The sequence below is a fragment of the Blautia faecis genome, assembly GCF_020554845.1.
Classification (GTDB): Bacteria; Bacillota; Clostridia; order Lachnospirales; family Lachnospiraceae; genus Blautia_A; species Blautia_A faecis.
Window position 1 is genome coordinate 25331 of record NZ_JAJCIA010000008.1, and the last position, 18871, is coordinate 44201.

19 protein-coding genes and 1 pseudogene are annotated in these 18871 nt (G+C 39.6%); 14 read left to right on the forward strand and 6 right to left on the reverse strand.

What is annotated here, in order from left to right; all coding sequences use genetic code 11:
• Positions 1-85 precede the first annotated feature (85 nt).
• From LIZ66_RS05850 to LIZ66_RS05875, 6 genes are read left to right on the forward strand one after another with little or no spacing between them, the layout of a single operon-like run.
• The gene (locus tag LIZ66_RS05850) at positions 86-2200 is read left to right on the forward strand and encodes a penicillin-binding transpeptidase domain-containing protein (protein WP_227200655.1); all 2115 of its coding nucleotides are present in this window, start codon (positions 86-88) and stop codon (positions 2198-2200) included.
• On the forward strand, positions 2148-3389 hold the full coding sequence (locus LIZ66_RS05855; protein ID WP_227200654.1) for a DUF6070 family protein: 1242 nt from the start codon (positions 2148-2150) through the stop codon (positions 3387-3389). The genes LIZ66_RS05850 and LIZ66_RS05855 overlap by 53 nt, the downstream gene beginning before the upstream one ends.
• Positions 3389-4660: a DUF6070 family protein gene (locus LIZ66_RS05860; protein ID WP_227200653.1), complete on the forward strand. Its 1272-nt coding sequence runs from the start codon at positions 3389-3391 to the stop codon at positions 4658-4660. Before LIZ66_RS05855 ends, LIZ66_RS05860 begins: the two co-directional genes overlap by 1 nt.
• Positions 4661-4687: 27 nt before the next feature.
• Complete coding sequence (locus LIZ66_RS05865) at positions 4688-5953, forward strand: DUF6070 family protein (RefSeq protein ID WP_227200652.1); 1266 nt, start codon at positions 4688-4690, stop codon at positions 5951-5953.
• A gap of 54 nt (positions 5954-6007) precedes the next feature.
• The gene (locus tag LIZ66_RS05870) at positions 6008-6448 is read left to right on the forward strand and encodes a hypothetical protein (protein WP_118672913.1); all 441 of its coding nucleotides are present in this window, start codon (positions 6008-6010) and stop codon (positions 6446-6448) included.
• 20 nt (positions 6449-6468) lie between these two features.
• Positions 6469-7977, forward strand: coding sequence for a WD40/YVTN/BNR-like repeat-containing protein (locus LIZ66_RS05875; protein ID WP_118672914.1), 1509 nt, complete (start codon positions 6469-6471; stop codon positions 7975-7977).
• Positions 7978-8067: 90 nt separating this feature from the next.
• Here LIZ66_RS05875 and LIZ66_RS05880 read toward each other — a convergent pair whose 3' ends face one another.
• The 5 genes from LIZ66_RS05880 to LIZ66_RS19095 form a co-directional block, all read right to left on the reverse strand.
• Positions 8068-9864, reverse strand: coding sequence for a BlaR1 family beta-lactam sensor/signal transducer (locus LIZ66_RS05880; protein ID WP_227200651.1), 1797 nt, complete (start codon positions 9862-9864; stop codon positions 8068-8070).
• A gap of 1 nt (position 9865) precedes the next feature.
• Complete coding sequence (locus tag LIZ66_RS05885; RefSeq protein WP_002596372.1) at positions 9866-10252, reverse strand: BlaI/MecI/CopY family transcriptional regulator; 387 nt, start codon at positions 10250-10252, stop codon at positions 9866-9868.
• A gap of 231 nt (positions 10253-10483) precedes the next feature.
• Positions 10484-10831: a helix-turn-helix domain-containing protein gene (locus LIZ66_RS05890; RefSeq protein ID WP_014081116.1), complete on the reverse strand. Its 348-nt coding sequence runs from the start codon at positions 10829-10831 to the stop codon at positions 10484-10486.
• A gap of 217 nt (positions 10832-11048) precedes the next feature.
• Positions 11049-12452, reverse strand: a complete 1404-nt coding sequence (locus tag LIZ66_RS05895; RefSeq protein WP_118672916.1) for a relaxase/mobilization nuclease domain-containing protein — start codon at positions 12450-12452, stop codon at positions 11049-11051.
• Positions 12401-12742, reverse strand: coding sequence for a MobC family plasmid mobilization relaxosome protein (locus tag LIZ66_RS19095; protein ID WP_227200666.1), 342 nt, complete (start codon positions 12740-12742; stop codon positions 12401-12403). The genes LIZ66_RS05895 and LIZ66_RS19095 overlap by 52 nt, the downstream gene beginning before the upstream one ends.
• A 386-nt stretch (positions 12743-13128) precedes the next feature.
• Between LIZ66_RS19095 and LIZ66_RS05905 the strand changes: the two genes are divergently transcribed.
• Together LIZ66_RS05905 and LIZ66_RS05910 are read left to right on the forward strand one after the other, a co-directional pair.
• Complete coding sequence (locus LIZ66_RS05905; protein WP_014081113.1) at positions 13129-13290, forward strand: hypothetical protein; 162 nt, start codon at positions 13129-13131, stop codon at positions 13288-13290.
• A gap of 3 nt (positions 13291-13293) precedes the next feature.
• Complete coding sequence (locus tag LIZ66_RS05910) at positions 13294-13623, forward strand: helix-turn-helix transcriptional regulator (protein WP_002596376.1); 330 nt, start codon at positions 13294-13296, stop codon at positions 13621-13623.
• Between the two features lie 267 nt (positions 13624-13890).
• On the opposite strand, the gene LIZ66_RS05915 is transcribed toward LIZ66_RS05910, so the two are convergent.
• On the reverse strand, positions 13891-14076 hold the full coding sequence (locus LIZ66_RS05915) for a hypothetical protein (protein ID WP_136017837.1): 186 nt from the start codon (positions 14074-14076) through the stop codon (positions 13891-13893).
• Positions 14077-14164: 88 nt separating this feature from the next.
• On the opposite strand from LIZ66_RS05915, the gene LIZ66_RS05920 reads away from it, so the two are divergent.
• The 6 genes and pseudogenes from LIZ66_RS05920 (at position 14165) to LIZ66_RS05945 (ending at position 18841) form a co-directional block, all read left to right on the forward strand.
• Positions 14165-14347, forward strand: coding sequence for a DUF6462 family protein (locus tag LIZ66_RS05920; protein ID WP_002596377.1), 183 nt, complete (start codon positions 14165-14167; stop codon positions 14345-14347).
• 107 nt (positions 14348-14454) lie between these two features.
• Entirely contained in the window at positions 14455-14637 is a 183-nt protein-coding gene (locus LIZ66_RS05925; RefSeq protein ID WP_002596378.1) for a hypothetical protein, read from the forward strand.
• A gap of 46 nt (positions 14638-14683) precedes the next feature.
• Positions 14684-15916, forward strand: a complete 1233-nt coding sequence (locus LIZ66_RS05930) for a site-specific integrase (protein WP_002596379.1) — start codon at positions 14684-14686, stop codon at positions 15914-15916.
• Positions 15917-16227: 311 nt separating this feature from the next.
• Positions 16228-16620: pseudogene (locus tag LIZ66_RS19100) on the forward strand (methionine--tRNA ligase subunit beta); the annotation flags it as partial.
• Positions 16621-16745: 125 nt separating this feature from the next.
• Entirely contained in the window at positions 16746-17186 is a 441-nt protein-coding gene (locus LIZ66_RS05940) for a DUF4869 domain-containing protein (protein ID WP_195478644.1), read from the forward strand.
• 665 nt (positions 17187-17851) lie between these two features.
• Positions 17852-18841 (forward strand): helix-turn-helix transcriptional regulator, encoded by a 990-nt coding sequence (locus LIZ66_RS05945; RefSeq protein ID WP_227200649.1) that lies wholly within the window; start codon positions 17852-17854, stop codon positions 18839-18841.
• Positions 18842-18871 lie beyond the last annotated feature (30 nt).

An 18871-nucleotide genomic window follows, 5' to 3' on the forward strand; every position in this document is an offset into this window, starting at 1 on the left:
AGGGAGTAAATTTTTTTACTTCAAAATCTTACACTTGTAATATATAAGCGTAGTACATTGATACGAATAAGAAATGGAGGTAACGATGAAGGCAAAACATAGAACCAAAAGAATACAAAGATATAGAAAAATGTTGGGCATTATAGTGTTGATGTTAACAATTACTTTGATTGGAGTAGTTGTGAGTGCAACAGTATTATATAAAAGAAAAAATGCGTGTAAAACACCAGATACTATCTTAGTAGAGTATATGATGCATATTCCAAAACAAGAATACGAAGAAATGTATGCAATGATTGATTTGGAGTCATCTGGATATATCAGTAAGGAAGATTTTCTGAAGAGAAATTCCACTATTTATGAGGGAATTGAAATGCAAAACATGTCGATAAAAAATGTCGAGTATGTGGAGGAAGATAAAAAAGTAACATATTTGACTTCGTTTGATACAGTGGCAGGAACTATCAGCTTTGAGAATGAGGCATTTTTTATAAATGGAGAAGAAGGATATAAATTGGTTTGGGATGATTCCATGATTTTTCCTAATCTGACTTCTGCAGATAAAGTAAGAGTTTCTACTACACAGGCAGAGCGAGGAGAAATTCTGGATAGGAACGGACGTGTCCTTGCAGGAAAAGGTACAGCATCTTCAGTTGGAATTGTTCCGGGCAAGTTGGAAAACAGAGAGGAAGCAATCGCACAGATTGCAGGACTATTGCAAATCACAACGGAAGCGATAGAAAAGAACCTGTCTGCAAAGTGGGTAAAGGATGATTCTTTTGTACCTATTAAAACGATTCCAAGAGTGGAAGAAATTGAGTTAATGTCTATCAGTCCAGAGGAAGAAGTTTTAAAGGAGAAAGAAAGGCATGATAAGTTGCTGGAGATTCCCGGAGTGATGATATCTGATGTTGAAGTGCGTGAATACCCATTAGGGGAAGCCGCTGCGCATTTGGTCGGGTATGTTCAAAGCGTTACTGCGGAAGATTTAGAGGAACATGCAGGAGAAGGTTATACAGCCAATAGTGTAATCGGCAGAAGCGGAATGGAGGGCTTGTTCGAGAAAGAACTGAAAGGCCAGAACGGTTGCAGGATTTACATTGTAAATTCGGAAGATAAAGAGAAGGAGGAACTGGCTTGTATCCTGGTACAGCATGGGCAGGACATCCGGCTTACGATAGATACTGATTTGCAGGTTTCCTTGTACGAACAGTTTAAGGAAGATAAAAGCTGCTCGGTAGCCATAAATCATTATACCGGAGAGGTATTGGCTTTGGTCAGCACACCGGCTTATGACAATAACGATTTTATTATGGGATTATCGAGTGAGCAGTGGACTGTACTTAACGAGGACGAGAATAAGCCAATGTATAATCGGTTCCGGCAAGTGTGGTGTCCGGGATCTACCTTCAAACCAATTATAGCTGCGATTGGTTTACAATCAGGAGCAATCGATCCAATGGAAGATTACGGGAACGTAGGATTAAGTTGGCAAAAAGATGCATCGTGGGGTTCATATCATGTAACAACGCTTCATGCGTATGAACCAGTCATTTTAGAGAATGCCTTGATTTATTCTGATAATATTTATTTCGCAAAAGCAGCATTAAAGATTGGATCGGATGAGTTGGAGAATTCTTTGATACGGCTTGGTTTCAATGAGGAACTACCATTTGAGATTAAGATGGCAGAATCTCAGTATTCCAATACAGAAGGCATTGAAACTGAAATACAGTTAGCTGACAGCGGTTACGGACAAGGACAGATTTTAGTGAATCCGTTGCATATGGCATGTATTTATTCTGCTTTCTGTAATGAGGGAAATGTAATAAAGCCTTATTTGGTATATCAGAATGAAGCGGAAGCTGAGTATTGGATTCCGGGTGCCTTTTCTAACGAGACAGCAAGTCGTGTATTGGAAGGAACAAAGAAGGTTGTGAATGATTCTAATGGAACTGGATATGCAGCCCATCGAGATGACATTCTTTTAGCAGGAAAAACAGGTACGGCAGAAATAAAGGCATCGAAGGATGATACTTCGGGTACAGAATTAGGATGGTTTGCAATTTTTACAGCAGAAGATACGGAATGTCCTATATTGATTATCAGTATGGTAGAAGATGTGAAAGGAAGAGGAGGAAGCGGATATGTTGTTAAGAAAGACAGTCTGGTTCTGGAAGAGTGGTTTAGCAGTCATTAGTTTTGTACTGATGTTTAGTATTTCGGGGTGTAGCGATACACCACCGGAAGAAGATACAGTTTCGGAAACAGTAATTGATGTTCAGGACGTTTCAGAAGAAGAACAGGAGAATGAAGAAGAAATTATAAACATCTGCATAGATCTTTATGACAAGGCAGCAGAGGAAAATAAGTTAGATGATTTGGAAATAATTCGGAGTATTGTAAATCGTCTTGGAGAAAATGAGTATCCTGCTGTTGACAGCAGAAATCAAGTGAATATGACGGAAGCGGAGCAGGTACTGGAATTTTGTGAAAAGGTGGATGCACAGGAAGAAGCAGATATAACGATTCTTGAAGTCGGCTATTTGGGCGGATTTGTAAAATACGATTTGCACACAAAAGACGGAAATGTAGATGTGGTCAGAAGCTATTATGGATACGAAAATGGAGAAATACAGAAAGAAGTTACTGGGAGGTATCAAGCAGAGTATTGGAATTATACAGAAGAAGGTTACCTGATGTTTTCTGGTGTCTGGTTTTCAGAAGAATTATACGTTCTTACATTGAGTGGAGCAGAGGAGCATACCGCATTACGAGTACAGCCATTGGATGAAACATATAGGGAACTGAGTCGGAAATATCTTCTTCCAATCAGCTTTGAACAGAATAATATGTTTATTGTGGATTGGAGTGAAGAAGATTTTGGGGATTTGAATTTCTATGATATGTATGACATTCTTTATCCAAAAGTGAATGGTCAGTATGTTCCTTATGTTGCAGATGACAATTTGTCAGTCAGTGCAGTTTATCGGATTCCAAAAGAGGAATTTGAAAGCGTTATTATGAAATATTTCAATATTGATAGTGAAACGCTGCAATCCAAAACTGTTTATGATTCGGAGAATTCGACCTATGAATACAAACCGAGAGGCTTCGAAGAAGTAGAGTATCCGGAATACCCATATTCAGAAGTAATCGGGTATACGGAGAACAGTGATGGAACAATTACACTTACTGCTAATGTGGTATTTCCTTATTCGGGAAATTCCAAAGTATATGCCCACGAGGTTGTGGTTCGTCCTTTGGAGGATGGCGGGGTACAATATGTATCCAATCGAATTATACCCTCCGAGGATAATTCTGAGGAAACATGGCATACGCCACGGTTGACGTTAGAAGAATGGGAAGAATTATACGGAGGCGAATAATGGAAGATGTGAAATGGCTGCTTAGAAGATGTGGTCTTCCGATTTTGCTGCTGTTGATTTTCGTAATAGCCGGAGTGGTCTGTTGGGGAGAACTGCATACAGAAAAGCAAAAGGTGGCAGAAGAAGTATGGGAGCCACCTGTAGAAATCGAAAATAGCGAAGCAGAAACAGAAGAAGCCGAGAATGCGGAAACTTCCATAGAGTCAGCATATTGGTTTATTCCGCAAGCCAGTGATGATCTCCTTACAGAAGAGGAGAAGGAGCAACTGCAGAGTACGGTTTTGTCAGCAGCAGAATCGGTCAGAGAAATCTATAAGGATATTGTAATTGCAGATGCACTAAGCTACTCTTCCGGTATTAGCGAATTTACCAAAGAGCAGAGGAAAGCTGTGGTGGAGCAATTGGGCAGAACCGGTCTGGTAAGTGTTGAAGAAGATACTGCTATGCAAAATCATGAAGCAATCGAAGCATTTTATGCAGATTACCTGGATGGACAAGACTCGATGGTTACGGTATTTGAAGTACAGAGAGATGGGCTGATTGGAGCAGTTACCTTTATCTATCGGAAAGGTGAGTTGCAGACCTATTACATAGGAATTCGGTGGAGAGAAGGTGGTATGCCAGAAATACAGGGAACTTCGGTAAGTAATGTGGCTGAGATTAAACTGACCGAAAAAGGATATTTTATCTACGCATATGAATATGTGATTGCACATGCAAGTTTGAGACAGTATTGGAGAATAGAACCGCTACCAGAAGACTGCCAGGAATTAACGGAGAAATACATATCAGGACTAAGTTATGTGAATTACAATCTGCTCGTTACAGATTGGGATAGCAGCAATGTGGAGGACATTCTGATGCCTTGTATGTACGAAGATGTTTATAGGATTTCTACGGGGGAAAATCTGAAAACTGAGGGTTGGAAGATTCCGGCAGAGGAATATGAAAGGATAATGACTACTTATTTTCCGGTATCGGTAGAACAGTTGAGAGAGCATTGTGGATATGATGAGGGCAGCAATAGCTATGAATATGAGATGATTTATGCCAGTCCATACCCACCTTTCGGAGAAGTAGTTGACTATACAAAAAATGCGGATGGAACGATTACACTTATCGTGGATGGAGTATGGCCGGATTATAATTCTGATCTCGCTTTTCGGAATACGGTTGTGGTCCAGCCATTTGAAGACGGAACTTTCAGGTATCTTTCCAATTCTATAGAACAAATAGAGTTGGAACTGCCGCCAATAGCAAAAGCACATTAAATTTGCTTTGAAAGAAAGGATGATATTATGGCATTAAAGAAAAAAAGCATTTTGCTGATTATGGCATTTCTGATTGGATGCTTCGTATGTGCCTGTGGAAAAGAAGATAGTATTGTGGATGAATCTCTTGTGGAAGATACGGAAGATGTATCTTCCACGGAGGAGATAAAAAGTGCCGAGGAAGAGGCTGCAGAACAATGGGAAAAGGGCTACGACCTTCCAGTAGATGAACAGGAAAGGGAAGAAGCTGAGACTGACTGTAAAAAGCAGATGGAACTTTATCTTGACATTTATGAAACTGCAGATAAAGGGATAGCATCTAATGTTGCTTTGGATGATCAAACGGTTTTGGAAATGCAGAGGAAGCTAAAGGATGCAGGATGTCCGGTTACAACAATGGTAACATATTCTAACATGGAGAATTATGAAAGTGTTGACAGTTTTCTGAAAGAATGTATGGAAGGGAAAAGTGGTTCTGCAGTAATTTATGAAGTCCACAACGATGGTGGATTGGGCAGAATGAAATTCATTTTTGATGGAACAGATATGTATGTTGTAAGTACAATAGGAATCTGGAATGCTGATAATAATCCGGGGATTTCATACATTTCCTATACAAGACTAAAAGAGTGGAAATATACAGATAAGGGATGGTTCTGCTACGAGTTGTGTGTGCCGGAGCCACCGGAGGTCAGTGAAATTGTGGATGGAAGCTGCGTGATTAGAATAAAACCTATGACAGAGGAACAGCGAGAGATGTCTGAGCGCCTCGTCTTGGGACTTGGATATCAGGGACAGAACCTTTTGTGTTCCAACTGGAATACGGAAAATATGAGAGAATTGGATTATAACGGAATGTTTGAATATCTGTATGGAATGAAATATGGAGAAAAGTTCAATTCCGAAGATTATCCAAATGGTATTCCAAAAGAAGAATTCGAAAGTCTGATTATGGAATATCTTCCGATAACAGCGGAGCAGATACAAGAGTACGCAGTATTTGACGAGGAAAACCACACATATGATTGGGCTCGATTAGGATGTGGAAATTATGCACCTACTTTCTTTGGAACTTCTCTGCCGGAGGTTATCGACATCAAAGAAAATGAGGATGGGACAATCACATTAACAGTTGAGGCGGTTTGTGATATGGTTATTTGCGATGATGCAGTCATAACCCATGAACTTACGGTAAGGTTTGCAGAGGATGGCAGTTTTCAGTATTTGGGGAATAAAATCCTAAATGACGGAATTATGCATATACCTGATTACCAATACCGTATTAAAGATTGATTTGATAATTGTGGTGTTCTATGGTAATCTTACAGGTGTAAGAAAGGGGGACACATGAAGAAACTAAAATTAGTTGGAATATTGGCAGCAGTTGTATTAATAGGAGGAGTTGTTTCAATTCCGCTTATAAATAACCACACTGCCTATAAAGTGGAAAAAGCATTATGTGAAATCCCGCTGCCAGAGGAAACGGAATTGATAGAGTCGCTGTCGCAGGCAGGGAAGCTGACGGGTAACGGAAATGGAATGCAGTATTTCGGAGCAATTCTAATTCGAAGTGACTTGTCTTTGGAAGAATTGGATGCTTACTATTCAAGGTACAGAAGTAATGAGTGGGAATGTTTGGTGAAAATTCAGGAAGGGCAGTCCATTGAGGGGATTGATCACGGGACACTACAATTTGCGGAAGAAATAAAGGACAGGGGTTATTACATTGTATATTCTTGGGGAAGTGAAAATTCTCTATTGGATGAATTGGATATACGTGGACACTAAAAACGAGATGGAGACAAATTATGAAGAAAATTTCTAATATATGTGGTTTTATTGGAATTGCTATATATGCGGTGCTGATGATTCGCATTTCAAATCTATGTCAATACGGTGGGACGAAAGTGGACTTGATTCCAATATTGATTTTGGGTGTTGTTCTTATAGCAACAATCATTTTTGGAATTGTTAGCAGTAGAAAAGAAGAAAAAATTGAAAAAGGTAAACTGTTCTGGGGGAAATGTATTGTAGTTGTTGCCCTGACCATTTTGTTTGGAGGCAGGATTATTTATTCGGCAATCCCTTATAATGGTGCATTGTCATGGAAGATTGACGAATGGCGTAACCAAAAGAAAATTGAACTTACTCATACCAACTTCTTTGAGACAGGTGTAGAAGGAATCTTGGAAGACATTGAGACAGAGTTGGATTTACCGGATGAACTTTATGTTCAAAATAAGTTCCAGCTTTCCTTTGACAAAGATGGTGAAATTCAGAGTATTTATACTTATATGTATGGAAGATATGAAAATGGAGACGAAAATACATTCCTTATTGACTATGATGTGGATGCAGATTCAAAAATGACTGTGTGTATTAATGGAGTTGCGAGCAAATCTTACGATGATGACATGAGATTACAGCCGATGCTTGAAATTTTGAAAAACGCTGATTACAAAACAAGAGTAAATAACTGGGCTGTGGAAGGATATGCAGACGATTATGAAATTCTCTATTATGGCAAGCGGGAATTTAACACAATGGAAGGATTTGTATATCTTCAAGGTGATGTGGATGGTGACGGAGTGGACAACACAGACAATGCCATTTATTCGGAACTGAATGGTGGAGCTGTTTATGGATATGAAGTCTCGCTTCATATTCCAAGTGAATCTGAGGTGACTCCGGTACGTTATTTTATGGAACCGGAAGTGATTCCATTAGAAACTATCATCGACAGGGAGGAAGAGCAGACTATTGATGATGCTAAAGAAACAGAATCCTGGTATGTAGATAATTCCAACGGTTCTGTATATTACTGGTTGTCTGAGAATAAAGAAATTGGATGGAGATTAGTAGTTACTGATGCGGCAGCAGGAAGCCGTTATTATGAATTGGAAAAGTCATCAGATGGTGGTGAAACATGGAATGTGATAAATGCCAATCCGTTTAACAACAAGATTGGCGTGGCACTGGGAATAGAATTTTACGATGAAAATCTTGGTGTGATTGGTATGACAGGCGCTTCACAGGATGCCTCAACTTTATATGTGACATCAGATGGTGGAGTTACTTTTACACAGATGGAATTTCCAATGGAAGAGGTTACGGAACTGCCGGATATTGCTGATGAACTAGGATACACAATCGCAGATTATGATTACGCAGAGATGCCACAAGTATCCGATGGACAATGGACTGTAATCATCAAGGCAGAATACAGCAGTTACGAAGGCTTGAGATTTACATCTAACGACAATGGAAAGACATGGATGTATGAGGGATTAAGTACAGGCGAAGGTGATTTACAATAAGAAATAAAAGATACGAATAGTGTTAAAACACAAAAAATCGGGTAAAAGATTGTACGACTGACTATGACCTTTACCCGATTTTATTATGTTTTATTTCCAGATATTCATGTCTGACAAGATAGACATGGTTATTTCAGTTGCGTTGCCTCCGGTAGCATCGCTGTCTGCACTAATGTTGGTGGCAAAAAAGTATGTATTATCTGCAGTTTCGATATAACCGATGAACCATCCGTTTACATCCTGTCCATTCACACGTCCGGTTCCGGTCTTTCCGTAGAATGTTCCGGCATTGGAAGCTGAAAGGCAGATGGCATCTTTTACGGCATTGATATTTTCAGGGGCGAAGCCGAAACTGTTATTCTGCAGCTTGGTTAAAAGTTCGACCTGTTCTATTGGAGAGATTTCCAAGGAGGATTCCATCCAATAAGAGGAGAAATCGCCACTCATGTTTTCGTTACCATATCCGATTTCTTGAACATAGCTGTAAACGTCAGAGGTTCCAAGCTGTTCGTCTACTGCTTGAAAATACCAATTCACAGAGGAGTTCATTGCAGACTGTAAGGTCTGATCTGCGTTCCATGCTTCAAATGGATAGGTTTCTCCATTCCATGCAATGAACGAATTTTCTGGTGTAATGACGCCTTCTTCCAATCCGAACAAAGCATCGTATATCTTGTAGGTGGAGTTTGGAGCAACCCGTAAGGTGGCATGCTCCATGTCATGTATACTCCATGCATCGTTTTCCAAATCGTATAAAACAAAGCTGCCTTCGTATTCTCCGAAGTATGTGGAGAGGTCTACATAGGAAATATTCTCAGAAGAGGAATCCCATTGGTAGTGGCTTCCATCTGCTGCGTATGTAGAAATAAAAGGTGCGAATCCAAGGAGAAGGACAGCAGTCAACATGAATGCAGTCATACCTTTTACTCTTTTTATAAATGTCGGCTTCTCATAAGATGCAATGTTGATAATTCTCCGTTTCATCTGCTTCATGTTTCCACCAAGACCGGCGGCAAACGGAAATGGAGTAAGTGAAATCTTTTCCGCAAAATTGATCAGTGTATTACCATAATCTGCATAATCATCCTCCTCAAGCATCTTTAAAACAGAGGTGTCACAGGCAACCTCTCTGTCATTACGCATTTCTTTCAGAGCATACCAGACAAGAGGATTGAACCAATATATTACTCCGGCAAAGTTCATTAGATAGTTGGCAATAGCATCTTTGTGCTTATAGTGCTGTAGCTCGTGTAACAGCATGTATCGCATGTCCGATTCGTTATAATCTGAGATGAGATGAATCGGCAGATAAATACAAGGTTTCAAAAGCCCCACAATAATCGGAGATTTCAAAAATGCAGTACTGTAAACATGGATATTTCTGTTAATTCCCATTTCTTTCATACATCGATGATATAGTTTTCGAACTTCCGGGTTCTGAAGGGGAAGTGCAGATTTTTTCAAGTTCTGTAAGCGGATAGAGGACTTGATTACCAATATAATCATTGCAAGGATGCCTACAAGCCATATTCCAAATAGTATGTATCCGATGCTGGATGGAGTCTCACTATTTACCGAAATGGCAAAGTCATTCATCCAGTCTGCATTTCCGGCTGGATTGATCCCAACAGCTTCTCCTATGGCGGTTCTGGTGCCAGAAGTAGGAGAACTTTTCAGGCTACTGAGCCACGAGAGGATTTGCGGAAACCCAATTAAACGGAACGGTATAAAAGGAACTACCAACAATCCAAGTAGCAGGAACCACAGATTATACTGCATCCGGCTGGATAGGTTGCCTTTGAATATCCGCTTGGCTATCAAAAGAATTCCGATGATACCGCTGATAAATACATTGCATATTAAAAAGCGTATCATAAAATCAGCCATGTTAATTACCTCCTTTTTTTGACCTCTTGGAAAGAAGAGAGCGGAGAGTGTCTATTTCCGTTTCGGACAGTCTGTCATTTTCTATATATGCAGACAGCATGGCAGTGATGTCTCCATCGTAGTATCGTTCTAGAAAAGAGTTACTTTCCTGACCGATGTATTCACTTTCTTTCACAACTGGAGTGTAAACAAACACCCGACTTTGTTTTTCATAAGTCAGAACGCCCTTGTTCACTAGACGTTTAATTAGAGTTTGTATTGTTTTTGGACTCCAGCTCGTAGTCTGTAATAATTTATCAGTTATTTCATTGGTGCTGATCGGCGCATGTTTCCATACGATTTTCATAACTTCAAATTCAGCTTCAGAAATCTGTGGTAAATCGCTCATTTCAAATCCCTCCTTAAATCTTACGGCTGTAATAAAAATATTATAGATGTTATTTGTGTAGTTGTCAATTTAAGAGAAAATAGATTGACTTGAAATCTTACTTATGTAATAATTCAAATATTACATAAGTAAGAATTAAAAAAAGGAGTGGAATCAGGATGATTGAAATTGTAAATAAAGTGCTTTGAAAATAAGAAAACCAATAGAGTCACAAGGAGTCTATTGGCATTCTTACAGAGTTGGATGGTCTTGCTTGTGCAGCAGATCAAGCAGATAACGAACCATAGGCAATAAATCCGCAGCCTCCTGTTCCGTGCAGTCATTCAGCAGGGTCAGGAGTTTTTGGAGATTTGGCTGTTGGTTTGCGTTGGCTGGGTAGAAAATCTTATCGGCGGGTATCTTCAGATATGTAATCAAAGGATACAGCTTATCATATTTGGGGTTACCACGTCCGGCTTCAATATTTAGTATGGTGCGGGTATCCATATTAAGAGTTTCAGCCAGCTTTTCTTGTGAAAGTCCGAGTTCGGTACGGGCTTCACGCACTGCAATGGCAAGAATTTGTTTTATGTCATGCATTATAATTCACCTCGATAGTAGTTTACAATACCTATTAAAACGAGTGAATTGCAATAGAATACAGTGTAGATATGGAGTGTAATACATGAATGTAAAGTATGGGAAAATACATAGAAAAAGAATAGTGAAAAGTTTTGAGATAGCAGCATATTACACACTAAGGTGTATCGCAAAGAAGTATAAAACTTCAACGCGATACACCTTTTTTGTGGGGAAATCAGAGCGATGTAAAGTCTTTTTCGGGTTTGCGGTTTGTGGTCTGTTCCTGTCCCGGAGTCCGGTCAAGATACTGGTTCAGATTATCCAGTTTTCGGTTGAGAGCCTGTATGTCTTTTTCAGCAGATTTATAGGTTTTCTGCAAGGCTTCTTTCTTGGCATACAGAGCATTGTAATCATTACGAAACTTATCAATATCAAAATGTTTTAAGCTGATTCCAAAGCGTTTCAGCATATTTTCTGCACCGTCATGGAGCAGGAGTTCTGTTTCATGGTGGCGGAGATAAGCGTCAGGGTCTTTCGATTTCCGGTAACGGATGTGATAGATATGATTGCTCTGATATTGTTCAGCGTATTTCAATATCTGTCCTAAATCCTTTAGCTGACGTTCTGTTTCCACAAGACTGTTCCGTGCGGTTTTTGCAAGAACAGACTTACTTTCAATCTGTTTTTCAAGCTCGATGATAGAACCTGCTTTACTGTAACTGCTGGCAGCGATTTTGAGATTTTCAATCGCTGCCCAATGCTGCAGACCGGGGCTTTGCGTGAACTTTTCTTCCGAGGTGTCAATGAGCGTTCGGGAAGAATAATCCTTGATAAGAGGTTTCTTTCGGGCAGGGAATGGGACACGTTTTTGTGTCTGTGCTAAAGCCTTTGTTTCTACCCGTTCCTTAATCCGTTCTTTGGCGTATTCTGCACCCAAAGACTTTAAGCTGCCACGGACAAAATGCTCCCGGTCAAGGGGGCGGAAGGAAATGTACTTTAAGGCGTTTTCTCCAATGGTTTCGCCTTTGATTTCATAACCTTTTGCCCGTATCAGCTCCATGCACTGTTCATATGTATCAGCGTTTTGAATTGCTTCATCAATGTCCTGCTTGAGCTTGATTTTCCACGAGGTGCCATTTCTGCCGGATGTCCATTCTTTATAACTTTTACCACGCTGGTTTGTGGGAGAAATGACGGATAACTGATGCTTGGAACACAGCTCATCATTCAGGCGGCGAATGTGGTAGTAGGTCTGTTTACAGTCATGATATTTTTCGTGATTCACATTATCTGCGGCACAGAAAATGATGTGGTTGTGAACGTGACCTTTATCAATATGAGTGGAAACGATATAAGAAAATTTCCCCTCTAACAGCTTGTCGGCAAGCTCCACACCGATCTGATGTGCTTTCTTATAAGATACCTCTCCCGGAGCGAAAGCCTGTATCAGATGAAAGGCTTTGTTGGGGTCTGCCTGATTTGTTTTTGACAGAGCAAATTTGAAGTCAAAGGCAGCGGTTTCAGGACTGCATCCGAAGGAAGAAATGAGAATACTTTCATCTGTTTTTTGGGAATTACAGATATAGTTTACTGCCTTATGGACGGTTGCCTGGATAGCATGGATTTTTGTGATTGCCATACCTGTTTCATCAGCTCCTTTACTTCGTATACATCGGCTTTATAGACATTGCCAGTAGCATTCATCCGCTTGGCAATCTGGTTCAGATTATTGCCGATACGGGCGAGCGTGGTGTTGTATTCCCGCAGGTGTTCGTAGTTTACATCGTAGACATAGCCATACAAAATCAGATGCCGAATAAATGCGGATTTGCTCTTCATGCCGGAGGCTTTCCATTTCTGATCTAAGATGTATTGCTCGTCATCGCTGAGATAGATTTTAAGTTCATTTTGTCTTTCTCGGTTTGCCATTGCAGTATCAGTCCTTTCCTTATTTGTATAAAAGATTTTCAAATATGCCGTAGCCGGCGGTTGTTTTTTGCTTTTAGGGGGACAGGTGGATATGCCCCATGCAAGCCAATTTCTGCAAGTTTTCACTTGGTAGAAACTTGCGGAAATGGTGCCTGTGAGGGAACACAGGCAGTGCTTGCTATTCTTCTGCAAATTACCCGTAGGGAATTTGCGTGTTGCGTGAGTATAGGCGAGCGGTTTGCAACACAGTAGGGCGTTACCGCCCTTGTTATGGATAGCGTTGATAATTCGACTTTGCAGTTGGGCAGAAGCAATAAAAAAACTGCCACGGTTCATAAGGGCATTGATTGCCCGTAAAAACTCCATAGCAGTTTGTGTGACTTTTTATGATTTTTGATTCTATCCATAATGATTTTATCAATGGGAAAGGGGAAAGTCAATGGCTGGAGAGAGATAAAAGATTTACAGAGAAATTTAGGGGAATAAGCAAAGATACTGCATATTCTGCATTTAAAATTAGAATTGGAAAACCAGAAGAGAGGGGGTGAAGCATGAATACCGTACATCGTAGAACGGAAATAATCAATATTCTTATTATCAGACGACATACAACAGCGAATGAATTGGCACAGGAATTTGGCGTTTCCATTCGCACGATACAGTATGATATTCAGGCTTTAACTCCGGTTTATCCGATTTATACAAAACAGGGAGAGAACGGAGGAATTTTTATAAGAGAGGATTACAAGCCTTATGCCAATTCGCTGACACCTATGGAAGTAGCTGCCTTGCATGAATTATATGATTGGACGGAGGGCATACATAAAAAAGTTTTATTTCAAGTCCTAAGAAAATATGGACCGGATAAATTACAACTTTGATCTTGTCATTCTGATAAAGCACATAATTTTTACAGAACCGTTCATAGCAGACGGAAGTGTGCTTATGTGCTTTTTAGGCTGACAATTTCAGCTTTGATTTTATCCAAAATGCAGACGATGTCTGCGATTGTACCTTGACAATTTCATAAACCAATGCGTACAGGACGTGTGGAATATGTGGAGCCGCTTTGAGGATACGCCATAAGACACCTGCTTTTGCCTTTGGCAGAGGTGGATACGAAGGAATATTGAAAGCAGATATTGAAGTTAAGGTGTGGAGCGGGAAATATCCGGCATAAATGTGTAGCAGTTACACGGAGGCGTTGATACATATTTTTGATAATGATACTTCCGGCTTAGTCCGGTCAGATAAGATGACGGTGCGATACCGATGTGGGTAGTGTAATGAGCTGCCACCTGTACGGATTTTTTAATATCTTCCAATAAAAGCATATTTGTTTGCTAAGTATGTTTTTATTGGCAGATATGCCATAACCATAGCAAGAGAAAAAGAACACACTTTGAAAAGGTAGGTGGAAGAATGCAGGCAAAAGTGAACACAAAAAATTTTATAAGGTATGACGAGGGTGCGGAGAGGTATTCTATGAGTAAACACAGCTTTATGAAATTGGCACAGGATGCTCGTGCTGTTTATAAAATTAACCGTATCACATTGGTAAACGTGAAGATTTTTGAGGAGTATTTGGAATCTTTTCGAGCGTAGACATGATAAGAAAGAGGAAAACGAATTATTGTATATCAAAAAGTATTTGACTTTTTGATATACAAGTAGTAAAATGAAGTCAGGTTATGAAAGGCAGGTGTTGACGGATGGCAAGAATGGGTAGACCTAAGTTAGAAAATCCGAGAAGTGAAGGTGTATTCATCCGTCTTACAAAAGATGAGCATACAGATATAACAGAGTATGCCAGCTCTCATGATCTGACCATAACACAGACGCTTGTTCAAGGATTTAGAAAGCTGCAAGAGCAGGATAATACCGAGAATGAGTAATGGCATTTGTGACCTCTTTCTTATATTGAGAGGAAGGTGGTACATAATGTCAATGTCGAGAAAAGATTCAAAAGGCAGAGTATTAAGGAAAGGCGAAAGTCAGAGGAAAAACGACGGAAGGTATATCTACCAGTACACCGATTCGACAGGTAAAAGGCGGGTCGTTTATTCAAATGACCTGTTGGAGTTAAGGGAAAAGGAAAAAGAACTTGTTCGCAATCAGTTGGACGGTCTTGAAAGCTATTGCAGTGGAAAGACAACTTTGAACTATGCATTTGACAGGTATATTTCAACGAAGTATGATTTGAAAGAACACACACGGGTAAATTATAAGTATATGTATAACCGTTTTGTCAGAGATACTTTTGGAAAAAGAATCATCAATGATATAAAGTATTCTGATGTGAAATTCTTTTATTGTTCGTTGATGAACATATTGGGGTTACAGGCGAATACATTGGATAATATTCATACGATTCTGCACCCAACCTTTCAGATGGCAGTTAGGGACAATGTGATACGCAATAATCCGGCAAGCGGTGTAATGGCAGAAATCAAAAAGGCGAATGGAAAGAATAAGGGCATAAGACACGCACTTACATTGGAACAGCAGAGAGCATTTTTGAATTATGTATCGAACAGTCCTGTGTATTGCCATTGGTTGCCACTGTTTACAGCACTTTTTGGAACGGGATGTCGCATAGGAGAAATGATAGGGCTGCGTTGGGAAGATTTGGATTATGAGAATAAAACCATTAGTATAAACCATGCGGCTATCTATCGAGTAATGGAGAATGGAAAGAGTGAATTTCATATTTCTTCGCCAAAGACAGAAGCCGGGATTCGTACTATTCCGATGATGCAGGCTGTAGAACAGGCATTTAAGGATGAATACGAAGCACAGAAAGAAACCGGTTTTAATGTGCAAGTGGTTGATGGTATGAGTGGGTTTATCTTTTGCAATAAAGACGGAATTATCCATAAACCCAGCGTAATCAACAGTGCAATCAAAAGAATTTACGAAGCCTACAATGCCGAAGAAATTATTAAGGCAAAACGGGAGAGCAGACGCCCGGTATTGATTCCTCATTTTTCGTGTCATCATATCCGACACACATTTTGCACCAGATTTTGTGAAAATGAAAGAAATCTGAAAGTGATTCAAAGTATTATGGGTCATGCAAATATTGAAACAACGATGGATATTTATGCGGAAGCAACAGATGTGAAGAAAAAGGAAGCAATTAAAGCTCTGGAAAATAATAGTGATATATTTTAGGAAGAAGTCCTTGCAAGGGGACGATTTCCAAGACAAACCTGACATCAAAAAAGTCAGAATACATCAAAATGACATTAGTTTGTTGGATTTTGGTGGACAAATATGGACTGGCGATATATAATGAAAATCGTGTAAAAAAGCGTTTATCAACTTATTTGGACTGTGGTGGATTAGCTTCGGTTATATTCCCGACAATGAAATCCCAGGGTGCTGCAAAGAACGAAGCAAACAATGCTGCACAGTCTGGTGCTGCTGCTTCCGCAGAGAGCGCAGAAGCTGCTGCACCAGCTGGTGACAACAATGGCTTCTTTACTGCAAACGAGAAGATTGACTTCTCCAAAGTACAGATTGAGCCGCTGTTCGAAGAGCAGGTAGACTTCGATACTTTCAGCGAGTCTGATTTCCGTGCTGTTAAGGTAAAAGCCTGCGAGGCTGTTAAGAAGTCCAAGAAACTTCTCCAGTTCACCCTGGACGACGGAACCGGCACAGACCGTACCATCCTTTCCGGAATCCACGCTTACTACGAGCCGGAAGAACTGGTCGGCAAGACCCTGATCGCCATCACCAACCTGCCGCCAAGAGCCATGATGGGAATTGAATCCTGTGGAATGCTGCTTAGCGCTATTCACGAGGAAGAGGGAGAAGAGAAGCTTCATCTTCTGATGGTGGATAACCATATTCCGGCAGGTGCGAAGTTGTATTAATTTATACAAGAGAATAATAAAAATAAAAGAGACTGGAACTGGTAATCCGGTCTCTTTGTGTATATAATAAAAGAAGATGATGAATTATGGACTTCACAGACTGTATTGATTATATGGGGTGCTAAATGTTAAACATTTATTTAGGTGATATGAAAGAGGCTGTTTATCATCCTCCCACATACTTTGATAATATGTATGAGGATGAATGGATTACAAATCCGTTATCTGTTGAGATGATTTTTGATGTAGATAAATCGAAAGTAGTAGGGGCACATTTAATTGAGAGCCCTGTGTTAGGTCCGATATCTCCTAAAGACTTATCGGGTGGAGTAAAAACATTGATGCTCATGGCATTTGATGAAAATGATCGGGTGTTTAATGCCTCTGTGTGCGGTGACAACTGTGCAAAATGGATATTGCAAATTGCGGAAAATAAAGACCTGACGATAAATCTTCGACATATTATGGACTTTGGAGAGGGAAAATTCGAAGCTAAGGTGTTAAATACAAATCAGATCGTTCATAATATGCAGGAATTTTTGGCTATTGCTGGAGAGTATGTTTAGGGGATAATGAATGAAAGGTAAACATAAAGTAGTTGTAAAAAATAATAAATTGCATTATGAGTTTGAAATAAAGCGTAATATTACAATTATCAAAGGTGATAGTGCTACTGGGAAAGCAAACTGAATCCGGTGTACCTGCATGAGCGAAATCGGAAAGCTATAGTAGATAGTATTGAAGGTATAAAGCTGACAAGATAGCTTCAGAAAGTGGAAGGGGAAGAATTAAAACGGTTTAAATGAAAATGCTTCAAAGTAAAATGAAGATTGTTTGAAGTAACTTTGAAGTGGACATTGAAGTGAGTTTGAAGTGTTATAGAAGCGAAAGATTTTAAAGTTTATTGGAGACAGTCCTTAGGGCTGTCTCTATTTTGTATATAAGAATAAGTTTATCTGGGATTTTTATACCCCACCTATTGCTGTAAACTGTAACCATTAAAGAAGGTTAAATCAGAAATTTAAAGAAATGGAGAAGCTGGCAATGAAGGGATTTAATACAGGTAATGGTTACATGGGTTTGGTAAATGGTAAATATATCTTGTTTGCCAGCGAATCCGATTACTATGATTATATGAATGATTAAAGGCGATGCTGCAAAGAATGGGCCAATTACAATAGCAAAACTATGGTATACTTGACTTATCACTTGATAAAAGGAGATGGGTCAGATGCCAAAAGGAAGTAACCAGAAATTCAAATTATACAGGCTTGCTCAGATCATGCAGGAACAAACGGATGAAGAGCATTATATTACCATGCCTGAAATCATGAAAGAACTGGCCAAATATGATATCACGGCAGACCGGAAAAGTATATATAATGATCTGAGAGATTTGAGTGTTCTTGGTATTGAGGTAGAGGGAGAACCAGACGGAAACCGCTATCATTATCATGTTGTAGATCGTGCCTTTGAACTCCCGGAATTAAAACTTTTGGTTGATGCAATCCAGTCTTCGAAATTTATCACAGAGAAAAAATCAAATGCATTGATCAAAAAACTGGAAACCCTGGTAAGTAAATATGATGCCCAGAAACTGCAACGCCAGGTATTTGTATCTGGAAGAATTAAAACCATGAATGAGAGTATCTATTACACAGTAGATGCGATTCACAATGCAATTTCAGCGGATAAAAAGATCAAGTTCCAGTATTATCAGTGGAATGAGAAAAAAGAAATGGAACTTCGCCACAGTGGTGCCTGGTATCACATTAGTCCCTGGGGCTTATCCTGGAATAATGAAAATTATTATCTGGTCGGATATGACTCAGAAGAAGAAAAGATTAAGCATTTCCGCGTGGACAAGATGTTGCATATAAAACTATCAAAAGAAAGCAGAGAAGGAAAAGAACATTTTAAAAAGCTGGATATGGCAGACTATGCGAAGAAAAGTTTTGGAATGTTCGGCGGAAAAGAACGGACAGTTAAATTGTTGGTAAAGAATAATCTGGCAGGCGTAATCATTGATCGTTTTGGCAAAGATGTAATGATGATTCCAGTGGACAACGAACACTTCACCGTGAGTGTAGATATACACGTCAGCAAACAGTTCCTGGGGTGGGTGTTTTCACTGGGAGAAAATATAAAAATTCTTGGACCGGATGATGTGGTGGAGATGATGAAAGGGGAGATTGGGAGGTTGGTTGGACAGTATAAATAAAAACGAATTATACGTTGATAAATTATGAAG

Excerpts from the sequence above, each read along its gene's own strand:
- LIZ66_RS05850 (WP_227200655.1), top strand. The coding sequence starts at position 86 with ATGAAGGCAAAACATAGAACCAAAAGAATACAAAGATATAGAAAAATG.
- LIZ66_RS05855 (WP_227200654.1), top strand. The coding sequence starts at position 2,148 with ATGTTGTTAAGAAAGACAGTCTGGTTCTGGAAGAGTGGTTTAGCAGTC.
- LIZ66_RS05860 (WP_227200653.1), top strand. The coding sequence starts at position 3,389 with ATGGAAGATGTGAAATGGCTGCTTAGAAGATGTGGTCTTCCGATTTTG.
- LIZ66_RS05865 (WP_227200652.1), top strand. The coding sequence starts at position 4,688 with ATGGCATTAAAGAAAAAAAGCATTTTGCTGATTATGGCATTTCTGATT.
- LIZ66_RS05870 (WP_118672913.1), top strand. The coding sequence starts at position 6,008 with ATGAAGAAACTAAAATTAGTTGGAATATTGGCAGCAGTTGTATTAATA.
- LIZ66_RS05875 (WP_118672914.1), top strand. The coding sequence starts at position 6,469 with ATGAAGAAAATTTCTAATATATGTGGTTTTATTGGAATTGCTATATAT.
- LIZ66_RS05880 (WP_227200651.1), bottom strand. The coding sequence starts at position 9,864 with ATGGCTGATTTTATGATACGCTTTTTAATATGCAATGTATTTATCAGC.
- LIZ66_RS05885 (WP_002596372.1), bottom strand. The coding sequence starts at position 10,252 with ATGAGCGATTTACCACAGATTTCTGAAGCTGAATTTGAAGTTATGAAA.
- LIZ66_RS05890 (WP_014081116.1), bottom strand. The coding sequence starts at position 10,831 with ATGCATGACATAAAACAAATTCTTGCCATTGCAGTGCGTGAAGCCCGT.
- LIZ66_RS05895 (WP_118672916.1), bottom strand. The coding sequence starts at position 12,452 with ATGGCAATCACAAAAATCCATGCTATCCAGGCAACCGTCCATAAGGCA.
- LIZ66_RS19095 (WP_227200666.1), bottom strand. The coding sequence starts at position 12,742 with ATGGCAAACCGAGAAAGACAAAATGAACTTAAAATCTATCTCAGCGAT.
- LIZ66_RS05905 (WP_014081113.1), top strand. The coding sequence starts at position 13,129 with ATGATTTTTGATTCTATCCATAATGATTTTATCAATGGGAAAGGGGAA.
- LIZ66_RS05910 (WP_002596376.1), top strand. The coding sequence starts at position 13,294 with ATGAATACCGTACATCGTAGAACGGAAATAATCAATATTCTTATTATC.
- LIZ66_RS05915 (WP_136017837.1), bottom strand. The coding sequence starts at position 14,076 with ATGCTTTTATTGGAAGATATTAAAAAATCCGTACAGGTGGCAGCTCAT.
- LIZ66_RS05920 (WP_002596377.1), top strand. The coding sequence starts at position 14,165 with ATGCAGGCAAAAGTGAACACAAAAAATTTTATAAGGTATGACGAGGGT.
- LIZ66_RS05925 (WP_002596378.1), top strand. The coding sequence starts at position 14,455 with ATGGCAAGAATGGGTAGACCTAAGTTAGAAAATCCGAGAAGTGAAGGT.
- LIZ66_RS05930 (WP_002596379.1), top strand. The coding sequence starts at position 14,684 with ATGTCAATGTCGAGAAAAGATTCAAAAGGCAGAGTATTAAGGAAAGGC.
- LIZ66_RS05940 (WP_195478644.1), top strand. The coding sequence starts at position 16,746 with ATGTTAAACATTTATTTAGGTGATATGAAAGAGGCTGTTTATCATCCT.
- LIZ66_RS05945 (WP_227200649.1), top strand. The coding sequence starts at position 17,852 with ATGCCAAAAGGAAGTAACCAGAAATTCAAATTATACAGGCTTGCTCAG.